Source organism: Vibrio sp. 1457 (assembly GCF_033340195.1).
GTDB classification, from domain to species: domain Bacteria; phylum Pseudomonadota; class Gammaproteobacteria; order Enterobacterales; family Vibrionaceae; genus Vibrio; species Vibrio alginolyticus.
On record NZ_JAWOWA010000004.1, the window covers coordinates 248,249 to 261,751 of the forward strand.

At 44.8% G+C, this 13,503-nt stretch carries 9 protein-coding genes, 1 tRNA gene and 1 riboswitch; of the genes, 6 read left to right on the forward strand and 4 right to left on the reverse strand.

All coding sequences use genetic code 11. From position 1 onward, the window contains the following. Window positions 1–99: 99 nt before the first annotated feature. The gene (gene moaA, locus R7Z41_RS06370; protein ID WP_017636052.1) at window positions 100–1,089 is read right to left on the reverse strand and encodes a GTP 3',8-cyclase MoaA; all 990 of its coding nucleotides are present in this window, start codon (window positions 1,087–1,089) and stop codon (window positions 100–102) included. Then, window positions 1,078–1,212: riboswitch (molybdenum cofactor riboswitch) on the reverse strand. Its footprint overlaps the gene before it by 12 nt. A 175-nt stretch (window positions 1,213–1,387) precedes the next feature. On the opposite strand from moaA, the gene R7Z41_RS06375 reads away from it, so the two are divergent. After that, a complete protein-coding gene (locus R7Z41_RS06375; protein WP_005388931.1) occupies window positions 1,388–2,284 on the forward strand; it encodes a YvcK family protein in 897 nt (298 codons plus the stop codon). Window positions 2,285–2,422: 138 nt separating this feature from the next. Here R7Z41_RS06375 and luxU read toward each other — a convergent pair whose 3' ends face one another. From luxU to uvrB, 3 genes are all read right to left on the reverse strand, one after another. After that, window positions 2,423–2,767 carry a quorum-sensing phosphorelay protein LuxU gene (gene luxU / locus R7Z41_RS06380; RefSeq protein WP_054576229.1) on the reverse strand — a complete coding sequence of 115 codons (345 nt, stop codon included), beginning with the start codon at window positions 2,765–2,767 and terminating at the stop codon, window positions 2,423–2,425. Further along, the gene (gene luxO / locus R7Z41_RS06385; protein ID WP_005380768.1) at window positions 2,764–4,170 is read right to left on the reverse strand and encodes a quorum-sensing sigma-54 dependent transcriptional regulator LuxO; all 1,407 of its coding nucleotides are present in this window, start codon (window positions 4,168–4,170) and stop codon (window positions 2,764–2,766) included. The genes luxU and luxO overlap by 4 nt, the downstream gene beginning before the upstream one ends. A gap of 291 nt (window positions 4,171–4,461) precedes the next feature. After that, entirely contained in the window at window positions 4,462–6,492 is a 2,031-nt protein-coding gene (gene uvrB, locus R7Z41_RS06390) for an excinuclease ABC subunit UvrB (protein ID WP_017636056.1), read from the reverse strand. A 561-nt stretch (window positions 6,493–7,053) separates the two neighbouring features. Between uvrB and R7Z41_RS06395 the strand changes: the two genes are divergently transcribed. From R7Z41_RS06395 to rsxC, 5 genes are all read left to right on the forward strand, one after another. After that, window positions 7,054–7,129, forward strand: a tRNA-Asn gene (locus R7Z41_RS06395). 350 nt (window positions 7,130–7,479) lie between these two features. Then, window positions 7,480–9,777, forward strand: a complete 2,298-nt coding sequence (gene pflB, locus R7Z41_RS06400) for a formate C-acetyltransferase (RefSeq protein WP_213896703.1) — start codon at window positions 7,480–7,482, stop codon at window positions 9,775–9,777. A gap of 305 nt (window positions 9,778–10,082) precedes the next feature. Beyond that, entirely contained in the window at window positions 10,083–10,661 is a 579-nt protein-coding gene (rsxA, locus tag R7Z41_RS06405; protein ID WP_005380762.1) for an electron transport complex subunit RsxA, read from the forward strand. Between the two features lie 3 nt (window positions 10,662–10,664). Continuing rightward, window positions 10,665–11,261: an electron transport complex subunit RsxB gene (gene rsxB / locus R7Z41_RS06410; RefSeq protein WP_005380760.1), complete on the forward strand. Its 597-nt coding sequence runs from the start codon at window positions 10,665–10,667 to the stop codon at window positions 11,259–11,261. Between the two features lie 8 nt (window positions 11,262–11,269). Then, window positions 11,270–13,503: electron transport complex subunit RsxC (gene rsxC, locus R7Z41_RS06415; protein WP_318082640.1), on the forward strand; the 2,234-nt coding region annotated here is incomplete at its 3' end.

Genomic DNA, 13,503 nt, shown 5'->3' on the forward strand with positions numbered 1-13,503 from the left:
GTTCACCTATTCTCTTAATTAGCTTTGATACGCTTGGTATCGATTCGGAAAAAGTTAGAGCCAGCTTATCAGTGAACTCGCTCTAAAAATTGAATGAAGTTAGCCGCCGATAGACGCGAGGTGTGGCGTCATACCAGTATTGCCATCATGCAAGAAATGGCTTACCGACTTGGTTTGTAACTGCGCCTGGATACGTTCAATAAGCTCACTCTCTTGCTCATCACGTTCCAAAAGATCACGCAATTCTACACCGTGGTCTCCAAACAGACATAGGTGCAGCTTACCCATCGCAGAAACGCGCAGTCGGTTGCAGCTTTCACAAAAGTCTTTTTCATAAGGCATGATAAGACCTATTTCACCCTTGTAATCAGGATGAACAAATACTTGCGCAGGGCCATCATTATGCGAGCGCACTTTCAGCAACCAACCATTTGCAATTAGCTGGTTACGAATTGCCACTCCGGATACATGGTGCTTATTAAATAGCTCATCCATCTCACCCGTTTGCATCAACTCAATGAAACGCAGTTGGATTGGACGATCTTTTATCCAGTTAAGAAACGCTGGCAGCTCGTGATGGTTCAGATCTTTCATCAACACCACATTAACTTTTACTTGCTCATAACCGACCTCGAACGCACGTTCGATACCATTCATGACTTCAGTAAACTTATTTTCACCTGTGATTTGATGAAACATACGCGGGTCAAGGCTATCCACACTGACATTAATGTGGGTTAAACCCGCTTCACGCCAATCTGCGACTTGTTTTGCCATGCGATAGCCATTGGTTGTCGTTGCAACTTTTTGAATGCCAGGCGTCGCCGCTACTGAATGGATAATGTCGGTAAAATCTTTGCGTAAGCTAGGCTCACCACCAGTGATGCGCACTTTTGACGTGCCACAATCAGCGAATGCTTTTACGACCCGTTTGATTTCAGGGAGAGATAAAAAAGACGAGTTTTTATTGCCCGAAGGCTTATAGCCATCAGGAAGGCAATAGGTACATTTGAAATTACATACGTCGGTCACAGACAGACGCAAGTAATAAAACTTACGATGAAATTTGTCTTCGAATTGTTGCGCCACGGAACACCTTTCCAAACACGGGAGGCATGGCCATTTCCAATCATGCCCTTGTGACAGTATGCCACTGGCTCAAAACGCTTATCCAAGGACTTAGCAATAGTGAGCTCGGAGTTATGGCAACCAGAGATATGAAATCTCTGATAGCTTTGCGGTGTAAAATACTTAATATTTGTAATGGAATCCAGACTTGAGTGATAAAAAACTCTCTAGAGACACAATTTACCGCTAAGTGAGTACCTTTAAGACACTCCTTAAGATAAATTGTAGCCGTTTTTTATTAGATTATTAGAAGAACATAATGAATATCTACACAGATAAAAAAGTGGTCGCTGTTGGCGGTGGTCATGGCTTAGGTCGAATGCTGGCCGCATTACGAGATTTTGGCAGCAATGCAACTGGGATTGTTGCCACGACTGACAATGGTGGTTCAACAGGAAGAATTCGTCACTGCCAAGGAGGAATCGCTTGGGGAGACACACGTAACTGTATTAATCAGCTCATTACAGAGCCTTCGATCAGTTCTATGATGTTTGAATATCGCTTCAAAGGCACTGGCGAACTTGATGGTCATAATCTTGGTAATTTGATGCTTACTGCACTCGATAACTTATCGGTCAGACCTTTAGATGCCATTAATCTGATTCGCAATATGTTAAAAGTCGACGTTAACATCCTTCCTATGTCCGAACACCCTTCGGATCTTTCCGCGTTATCCGTAGATGGGAAGTGGGTTACGGGAGAAACAAATGTCGACGAAATGAAAGCAGACTTGCGACGTTTGGATCTTTCACCAGAAGTGCCTGCTACCAAAGAAGCCATCACAGCTTTGGCGGAAGCGGACGCGATTATTCTTGGCCCTGGCAGTTTTTTAACTAGTATCATGCCTCCTTTATTGCTGCCTGAACTCGGCAAAGCGATTGCAGCAAACACAAAAGCAAAAGTCATTTTTGTTGCTAACCTGAGTCCAGAATACGGCCCAGCGGGACGAATGACGATGGCTCAAAAATTAGAATGGTGTGAACGTGCCTGTCAAGGAAGAAAAATAGACGTGGTTCTAGCAGAGAAAACCGAGCAAGACGTCTTAAGTCAATGGAATGTAGTGACGGAGTCACTCGCCTCCTCTAACCGAGACTGGCGTCACGATAGAAACAAGCTCAAACTAGCGATTGAAAATCAGCTACAACTTTCTATTTAAGAGCACGTTACCTGGCTAGCGCCCTCTTTTAAGGTGTTTATTGATAATGAAAACCCTTCTGTCATCGAAGGGTTTTAGTTCAGGCATCCAGTAAGAACAGATGTTTACTAAGAAAAAATGGTTAATAGGAATAAATAGTTACTGTCGCCAAGAGCGATAAGCATCTCGAGTTTCGTGCAAAAGATCGAACATAACCTCTAACTCCTCAGACTCCGCAGTCAACTCACCGGCTTTCGCTTTTTTGTCTATGGACATCGCCAGTTCACAAAGGCGATCTGCCCCAAAGCTCGCAGCACTACTTTTCAACGCGTGGCTGATTTCTTTTGAGTAAGCTAATCGCTCTGCCCCCTGCAGTTGGGATAAGTTCTCGATATAGGTATCCATTTCTCCTAGGAAGATATCGAACAGTACAGGTACGTTGTCACTGCCAATTTCCATCGACAGTTCATCTATTTTTTGCTGATTTAATACATTTACACTCATACTTTTTGCCGCTCTTCCTTGCCGTTCCATGCCTGTAACTTGCGGTAAATCGTCGACGGACTGACATCAAGGTATCCCGCCGCTCGAGGAATATTGCCATCACATGCTTCAATCGCTTGCTCGATTGCCATTTTTTCCGTCATCCATAATGGCATAATCTCAGATGCGGTCATCGCTTTCGGCTCAATTAATTTAGCCACAGACGACGGACGGTCAAGCGGTTGATTCAACGGTGGCGGTAACATGTCCAACGTAATCTCTTTACCGTTGTTTAGAACAACGATATTGCGTAGCACGTTTTGTAACTGACGAACGTTACCCGGCCACTCATAGCTGTTGAATCGCTCGATGACATCAGGCGCAAAACGTATGAAGCTTTTTCCTTCTTCGTGTGACATGTAACCTAGCAGTGAGTATGCAATTTCAATAACATCTTCGCCTCGTTCGCGTAAAGGCGGTAAATGCAAAGGAATGACATACAAACGATAGTACAAATCTTCACGGAATCGACCTTCTTGTACCTCTTTCCAGGGATCACGGTTAGTGGCACAAACAAAGCGCACATCCACGCTCTTCATTTTTGAGGAACCCACTTTTTGGAATGTGCCCGTTTGAATAAATCGTAGCAACTTGGTTTGTAAATCCAAGTCCATCTCACAAAGCTCATCTAGAAAAAGTGTGCCGCCATCCGCTAACTCAGCTGCCCCTTGACGATCATTCGCAGCGCCAGTAAAGGCCCCTTTTACGTGACCAAACAGTTCACTCTCAATCAAATCTTTTGGAATTGCAGCACAGTTAATTGCAATAAAAGGTTTGTCACCACGTTTACTTGCTGCGTGAATAGCCTCAGCACATACCTCTTTACCAGTACCACTTTCACCTGTGATAAAAATACTCGCTTTACTGCTCGCCGCTGAATCTATCGTACGGTAAACCTGCTGCATGGTTTGGCTACTGCCGATAAACCCCTGATAGCTCTGATTGCCTGGATTATCGGCTTCATTTTTTAGCTTGGTCGCTTTACGAATTGCATTGTTAACCGTGACACGTAAACGGTCTGCTTCACACGGTTTAATTAGAAAGTCTTGTGAGCCATGACGCATGGCCTCGACAGCGGTATCGATAGAACCATGCGCTGTCATAAAGATTATAGGTACGTCGGGATGACTCTTTTTAACGGCATGTAAAACGTCCATCCCCGTCATATCTGGCAGACGGAGATCGAGTAAAATAAGATCTGGAATTCGATGATTTAGGCTCTCAATGGCATCTCTACCTGTGCCGACAATATTGATATCTATGCCAAGCGGTGTCAGGTATGAGCGGTACAGAGCCGCAACAGATGCGGTGTCCTCGACCATTAAAAGGTAACGAGACTTTGGGCCTTCGGGTTTTTGTTGCATAACCTAGCTATTATTTTGTTGTGTTTTAAACAATAATCGCATTACGCTTTGCATTTTGCAAATAACATTAGCTAAATTATGGGCAAAGGAAAAAATTCAAAAATAATATCAATTATTTAAAAAGTGGCACAAACCATGCTGTAACAATAGTGACCCCTCGGGTCACCTAGCCAACTGACGTTGTTAGTGAACGATATGTTCACAAAACAAGCCAATAGACCCGACTGCCTATTGGCTTCTTTTTTTTACAAGCGACCTAAAATGCTTGGATAGTTAAATCGGTAAGTTTGTTCAACTATTTGCGATGAACTGCGCTCGTAGTTTTTCAATCTCGTCACGCTTTTGTGCCGCTAACTCAAATTCTAAATCTTGCGCATGCTGATACATCGCTGCCTCCAGTCGACTGATTTCTTTTTCTAGCTGCTGAGGGGACAGTGCCTCGTAAGTTTGCGAAGGCTCCGCCACTTTCGATAATGGTACCTGTTTAGTGTTACGCTGGCGTTTAGACTTAGTGATATCGCCAAGTTCCATGATGTCTTTGATATTTCGTTTGAGCGCTTGTGGCGAAATACCCATTTCTTCGTTGTACGCTTCCTGCTTCTCGCGACGACGGTTAGTTTCATCCATCGCCTTTTTCATTGAGTTGGTGATTCGGTCAGCGTATAGAATCGCCTTACCTTCGATGTTTCGCGCAGCACGACCAATGGTCTGAATGAGTGAGCGTTCAGACCGCAAGAAGCCCTCTTTATCCGCATCCAAAATTGCAACTAACGAGACCTCTGGCATATCCAGGCCCTCTCTCAATAAGTTTATTCCCACCAGCACGTCAAATTCCCCAAGACGAAGGTCACGGATAATTTCCACACGCTCAACAGTATCAATGTCTGAGTGTAAATAACGTACCTTAACATCATGTTCGTGAAGGTATTCGGTGAGATCTTCAGCCATTCGTTTGGTCAGTGTTGTAACCAGAACTCGTTCATCTTTAGCTGCGCGAATACGGATCTCAGACAATAGGTCGTCGACTTGGGTCGCTACTGGGCGAACTTCCAACTCAGGGTCAAGCAAGCCTGTTGGACGAACGACTTGATCCGCTACATCACCCGCCGATTTTTCTAGTTCGTAATTTCCAGGCGTAGCAGAGACGAAAATCGTTTGTGGCGCTAGTGCTTCAAACTCCTCAAACTTCAGTGGACGATTATCCAAAGCTGAAGGTAACCGGAAACCAAACTCCACCAGCGTTTCTTTACGCGAACGGTCGCCTTTATACATGGCACCTATCTGCGGTACTGTCACGTGAGATTCATCGATGATCAACAAGCCATCATGAGGTAAGTAGTCAAACAGGGTTGGTGGCGGCTCACCTTCCGAGCGTCCACTGAGATAACGAGAATAGTTTTCGATACCGGAGCAAAAGCCCAACTCATTCATCATTTCGATATCGAATTGAGTGCGCTGGCTAATTCGCTGCTCTTCCAGTAGCTTGTTGTTATCTAGAAGCTGCTTTTTGCGCACTTCTAGTTCGACTTTAATATTTTCAATCGCTTCAAGAATGCGATCTCTTGGCGTGACATAGTGCGTCTTGGGATAGATGGTATAGCGCGGCAAGTCTCGTTGTTTCACCACGCCTGTCAATGGATCGAACACACTGATGCAATCCACCTCATCGTCAAACATCTCAACGCGCACAGCGTCTTGGTCTGATTCAGCAGGGAATATATCAATCACCTCGCCACGGACACGGAACTGCCCTCGCTCAAAAGCAACATCATTGCGCGAGTATTGGAGCTCCGCTAGGCGACGAAGCATATCACGCTGATCAATCACATCTCCACGTCGCAAATGAAGCATCATTTGTAAGTAGGATTCCGGATCACCCAAACCATAGATAGCTGAAACCGAAGCAACTATAATAGCGTCTTTCCGTTCCAATAAAGCTTTAGTGGCAGACAGTCGCATTTGCTCAATGTGGGCGTTAACCGAAGCGTCCTTTTCAATGAAAGTATCTGTTGTGGGAACGTATGCTTCAGGTTGGTAGTAATCGTAGTAAGAAACAAAATACTCAACCGCATTATTAGGAAAGAATGACTTCATCTCACCATATAACTGAGCAGCAAGCGTTTTGTTTGGCGCAAGTAATATTGCAGGTCGTTGGGCTTGAGCAATCACATTCGCTAGTGTGAAGGTTTTACCTGAGCCTGTGACCCCCAACAAGGTTTGATGTGCTAGCCCAGCATCGAGCCCCTCAAGCAACTGATTGATCGCTCCTGGTTGATCGCCCGACGGCTGATAATCGGAGACCAATTCATAGACTTTACTCATACCCTTCCTCAATTTTACTGCGCTTTGGCTGTATATATATACACCTTAGCTAATGAAATCTACGTCTATCGAGAATTTAACCATCATTGTTAATAAATTTTCTTGTTTGTCTAGAATGCTATAGCCATACAAAAGTGACTCTGATATAGTACTTCGCCCTAGTTGAAGAGCTACACACATTCTTCACATTATAGTTTCCACAACTTTTCCCCAAAAATTAGCTTAAAACTTTCTTATCCCCAAAAGATTGATTTTTATCCACTTTGAATACCTTTTGATTAACATCGATAAATCTCTGTTTTATTTGCTTATTTTACGCATAACTCTGACTAAAGATTCATTAAATAAAAACTTAGTTGCATATCAATTTTCTTTACCCAGATCTCATCAACATACTTATCCACAAATTTAGTGGATAACTAACCTCGAGCCTTTACTGGCAAGCCATACAGAAAAGTAAAGCCCTTAACTCAATATTTTTTTTTCTAAAAATGTATTTTTTTACTGTTGACAGTAGTTTGAGTGCTCGGTAAGATTCGTCCCGCTTTCAAGCAAAGCAATTCCTCCTTAGCTCAGTTGGTAGAGCGACGGACTGTTAATCCGCAGGTCGCTGGTTCGAGCCCAGCAGGAGGAGCCAGATTATAGAAAAGCCGTGTCGCAAGACACGGCTTTTTTGTATCTTAATCGCCATGAAATCTAAGCCAATCTAGGCGTCATAAAATCACACCGAAATAAGTTCAAATTACAGAACTCATAACATTGTCATAGATAGTGTTCTCACAGTACCACACATTTAATTCTGTCTCTTTTCTAGCAAAAAACAATCATAACCAATTGAATCTATTATTAATGCAATTTAATCATTGAAAAAATGAAAAGCATTCATTTTACTCATACCAAATAAATCCATACGATTAAAAGGGTTAAGAATGGTTCCGTCCTACTCGTCGCCTCCATTCTAATTATCAATAACTTAGGGATTTACTTATGACTATTCCGACAACTGATATGCTAGATGCATGGGCTGGATTTACTGCTGGTGAATGGCAAAACTCTGTCAACACTCGTGACTTCATCCAAAAAAACTATACACCCTATGAGGGAGACGAGTCTTTCTTAGCCGAGGTTAGCAAATCCACTTCAGCATTATGGAACCAAGTGCTTGAAGGCATAAAACAAGAAAGCCGCACACACGCCCCTATTGATTTTGACACAGACTTGCCCTCAACAATCACTTCCCACGATGCAGGCTACATCAACAAAGATCTGGAAAAGATCGTTGGCTTACAAACTGATCAACCGCTAAAACGTGCAATCATCGCCAATGGCGGGATTCGCATGGTAAAAAACTCGTGCGAAGTTTATGGCCGCGAATTGGATCCAACGGTTGAAAAAATCTTCACTGAATACCGTAAAACTCACAACAAAGCGTGTTTCGACCTTTACACCAAAGAAATTCTAGCCTGTCGTAAATCCGGCATCATCACGGGCCTTCCTGATGCTTATGGCCGTGGTCGTATCATTGGTGACTATCGCCGTCTCGCCCTATACGGTATCGACTTCTTAAAAGCAGACAAAAAAGAACAATACAATTCAACACAAACGTTCTTAGAACAAGGCAACGATCTTGAGAAAACACTTCGTCTTCGCGAAGAAATAGCCGATCAAGTTCAAGCACTTGAAGACATTCGTCAAATGGGTCTGAAATACGGCATTGATATGTCGCTACCTGCAAAAACAGCACAAGAAGCGATCCAATTTACCTACTTTGGCTACCTAGCGGCGGTTAAATCGCAAAACGGCGCAGCAATGTCACTGGGCCGTACTTCGACTTTCCTAGACGTCTATCTAGAGCGCGATATCGCAAACGATTTGATTGATGAATCACAAGCGCAAGAAATGATTGACCACTTCATCATGAAGCTACGCATGGTTCGCTTCCTACGCACACCAGAATACGATTCATTGTTCTCTGGCGACCCAATCTGGGCAACCGAAGCCATGGCTGGTATGGGCGTTGATGGCCGTACGCTAGTATCTAAAACGACATTCCGGTACTTACATACTCTACATACTATGGGCCCTGCTCCTGAGCCAAACATGACGATTCTTTGGTCAGAGCAATTACCTGAAGCGTTCAAACAATATGCTGCAAAAGTGTCGATTGATACCTCTTCGGTTCAATACGAAAACGACGATCTAATGCGTCCTGATTTCGACAATGACGACTACGCGATTGCCTGTTGTGTGAGCCCGCAGGTTGTTGGTCAGCACATGCAATTCTTTGGTGCACGTGCCAACCTTGCAAAAGCACTGCTTTACACCATCAATGGTGGTATCGATGAAAAATCGAAAGCGCAAGTGGGTCCGGTAGTGGACAAAGTTCAAGATGAAATTCTCGACTTTGACGCTTTGATGCCTCGTTTCGACAATATGTTGGAGTGGCTAGCAACGCAATACGTCACAGCGTTGAACATCATCCATTACTCACATGACCGTTACAGCTACGAAGCATCACTGATGGCACTGATGGATCGCGACGTGCACCGCACGATGGCGTGTGGTATTGCAGGTCTGTCTGTTGTCGCTGACTCTTTGGCGGCAATTAAATACGCGACCGTGAAACCTGTTCGTGATGAAGATGGCATCGCCGTTGATTTTGAAATCGAAGGTGATTATCCAAAATTTGGTAACAACGATGCCCGTGTTGATGACATCGCTTGTGATCTAGTTGAGCGCTTCATGAAGAAAATTCAGAAGATGCACACCTACCGCGAAGCAGTGCCAACTCAATCGATTTTAACAATCACATCTAACGTGGTTTACGGTAAAAAAACGGGTAATACACCTGATGGCCGTCTCGCAGGTATGCCTTTTGGACCGGGTGCAAACCCAATGCACGGTCGTGATGAAAAAGGGGCGGTTGCGTCTCTGGCATCGGTTTCTAAATTACCGTTTGCTTACGCTAAAGATGGTATTTCTTACACTTTCTCAATTGTGCCGAGCGCATTGGGTAAAGATGACTTGAGTCAGAAGAAGAACCTAGCTGCGCTAATGGATGGTTACTTCCATCACGAAGCAAGCAACGAGGGCATTGCGATTGAAGGTGGTCAACACCTTAACGTCAACGTTCTAGACCGAGAGATGTTATTGGATGCGGTTGAACATCCAGAGAAATACCCTCAGTTGACGATTCGAGTGTCTGGTTATGCGGTACGTTTTAACTCTCTAACGACAGAGCAACAGCAAGACGTCATCACTCGTACCTTCACGAATAAGATATAAACACAGTCCATCAAGCACTCAGAAAGTTTAAATAATTAGCTTGTAAATATGCATTGCCCGCCTCTCTTTTCTACCTGGGAGAGGCGGGCTTTTTTTAAAATCACACATTAGATGAAAATTAATAGGTAGTATCCTCTCGCTAACAATACATTCAGCAAACGATTCAATTTCTTATTGATTCATCAAAATAGATCAAATAGACGACTATTTTTCCATCGTGTATGTAAAACCACATCGTTCACTGGTTGTTATTGGTGTCACAAAACACGATAATATCAAGATCGGATTTTAAGAACGTAATAACTATGACCGAATATGTTTTGTTGTTGGTCGGCACTGTGCTGGTGAACAACTTTGTACTGGTGAAGTTTTTGGGCCTATGTCCTTTCATGGGCGTGTCCAAAAAACTGGAAACAGCAATAGGTATGGGCTTAGCGACAACTTTTGTGCTAACGCTCGCGTCAGTGTGTGCGTATTTAGTTGAAAGCTACATCCTTCGTCCACTGGGTATTGAGTACCTTCGAACCATGAGTTTTATTTTGGTGATAGCCGTTGTGGTGCAGTTCACCGAAATGGTTGTGCACAAAACCAGCCCGACGCTTTATCGCTTGCTTGGCATTTTCTTACCGCTGATCACAACAAACTGCGCAGTATTGGGCGTGGCACTTCTTAACATTAATGAAAACCATAACTTTATTGAATCGATCATCTACGGCTTCGGCGCCGCTGTTGGTTTCTCATTGGTGTTGATACTTTTTGCATCCATGCGAGAGCGCATAGCCGCCGCCGACGTTCCTGTACCTTTTAAAGGTGCATCAATAGCAATGATTACAGCAGGTTTAATGTCACTCGCCTTTATGGGCTTTACAGGTTTGGTGAAGTAAGCGATGAGTACGATTTTAATTGCGATTATCGCGTTAGCGGTTCTGGCTGCGATTTTCGGCGCGATACTTGGTTTTGCTTCTATTCGCTTTAAAGTTGAAGCGGACCCTATTGTGGATCAAATCGACGCCATTTTACCGCAAACTCAATGCGGTCAATGTGGCTACCCTGGTTGCCGCCCTTATGCTGAAGCAATTGCAAATGGCGACCACATCAACAAATGTCCCCCTGGAGGCCAGGCAACAATCGAAAAGCTCGCCGACTTAATGGGTGTTGAGCCAGAAGAATCTGCGCACGATCTCGACAGCAAAATTCCAACCGTTGCGTTTATTCATGAAGACATGTGTATTGGCTGCACTAAGTGTATTCAGGCGTGTCCGGTGGATGCAATTGTAGGCGGAACAAAGGCGGTCCATACCGTAATCAAAGACGAATGTACGGGCTGTGACTTGTGTGTTGCCCCATGTCCGACTGATTGTATTGAAATGATTCCTGTGGCAACGACCACAGAAAGCTGGAAGTGGCAACTTCACTCCATTCCAGTACTTAACATTACGGATGCTGCCGACAATGCAGCGAACGTGAAAGATTCAATTAAGTAAGGTTTCACATGTTGTCTTTGATTGAACAAATTCGTACAGGCGCGCTTTGGGATTTCCCAGGTGGTGTGCATCCGGCAGAAAATAAAAAGCAGTCCAACAAAACTGAACTCGCTCATGCGGCTATCCCGTCAGAAATTGTATTGCCGCTAAAACAGCACATTGGTAAAGCGGGTAACCTACTGGTTGCCGAAGGTGACTACGTATTAAAAGGTCAGCCATTAACGCAATCGGAGACCGGCTTTACGGTTCCAGTGCATGCTCCAACATCAGGTACGCTCACCGCGATTGAGCCACGAACTGTCGCGCACCCTTCTGGGTTAAGTGAGTTGTGCGCAGTCATCACGCCTGATGGGAAAGATGCATGGTGTGAAAGAAACCCCGTCGCAGATTACCAACAAGAAACCCCTGACGCACTGATTGATATTATTCGTCTCGCTGGTATTTCTGGTATGGGTGGCGCAGGCTTCCCTACTGCAAAAAAAATCCAATCAGGTTTTGCTCGTACCGAGATTCTTATCGTTAATGCAGCAGAGTGCGAGCCATACATCACGTCTGATGACAAGCTCATGCAAGAACATGCCGAAGAGCTTATTCAAGGTATCGAAATTGTCGAACATATCCTGACACCAAAGCTCACGATTATTGGCATTGAAGACAACAAGCCAGAAGCAATCAAAGCGCTAGAAGCTGCGGCTATAAACAAAGATATCGTTATTCGCGTTATCCCGACTAAATACCCTTCTGGCGGTGAAAAACAGCTGATCAAAATTTTAACCAATAAAGAAGTACCAAGTGGCGCGATTCCAGCCGATATTGGTATTTTGGTTCAGAATGTTGGTTCTCTTTACGCTATAAAACGCGCAGTCATCGACGGTGAACCGATGATAAAGCGCATCGTGACTCTCACTGGTAAAACCTTCAAACAACCACGCAACGTTTGGGCATTGTTAGGGACACCAGTACAAGCACTGTTGGATGAGTTTGGCTATAAAGCAGATAAGAAGTTACAGCGTTTAATTATGGGTGGGCCAATGATGGGCTTTACCCTTCCTCACTCCCAAGTGCCGATTACCAAGACAGCAAACTGTATCCTTGCTCCGACTCGTCGTGAGATCTCTCCGCACCAGTATGAGATGGAATGTATTCGCTGTAGCCAATGTGCAGAAGCGTGCCCTGCTTCGCTGCTGCCTCAACAACTGCAATGGCATGCAAAAGCTGAAGAGTATGACAAACTCGAAGAATTAAACTTAAAGGATTGTATCGAGTGCGGCGCTTGTGCGTTTGTATGTCCAAGTGAAATTCCGCTCGTACAGTACTACCGCCAAGCGAAAGCAGAAATTAGAACTAGAACACAAGAAGCGGAAGCTGCAGAGCGAGCAAAACTGCGTTTTGAAGAGAAAAAAGCGCGTATGGAACGCGAAAAAGCAGAACGTGAAAATCGCTTCAAGAAAGCTGCCGATCAACGCCGAAAAGAGATGAAGTCTTCTGGTAGCGATGATGCGATAGCAGCAGCGATCGCACGAGTGAAAGCTCAAAAGACAGAAACCACAGAAAAAGCAGAGCCAGCAGTAAAACCCGCCGTAGCGGCAGCCATTGCCAAAGCGAAGGCGAAACAAGCTGCAGCAGCTAAAGCAGGCTCTAGTGAACCTGATAACTCAGAAATGGCAAAACTGCGCGAAGAACGCAAACGTCTTGCTCGCGAACGTAAAGCGCAAAAAGAACAAGGCGAAACGCCAGACAATAACGCTGATGATAAAAAATCGGCAGTTGCGGCCGCCATCGCCCGAGCTAAAGCGAAAAAAGCACAACAAGAAGATTCAACTGAATCTGTAGAATCGGAAACGTCTGCACAGCAAGACAGCGATCCGAAGAAAGCCGCGGTTGCTGCTGCCATTGCACGTGCCAAAGCACGTAAAGCGAAGCAAGCAGACTCAACTGAAGCGGAAGAAGCTGAAGCACCTACTGAGCAAACCGACGATCCGAAAAAAGCCGCCGTGGCTGCTGCGATTGCACGTGCCAAAGCACGAAAAGCGAAGCAAGCAGACTCAACTGAAGCGGAAGAAGCTGACGCACCTGCCGAGCAAACCGACGATCCGAAAAAAGCCGCAGTTGCCGCTGCAATTGCTCGAGCCAAAGCGCGCAAAGCGAAGCAAGCAGACTCAACCGAAGCGGAAGAAGCTGACGCACCTGCCGAGCAAACCGACGATCCGAAAAAAGCCGCAGTTGCCGCTGCAATTGCTCG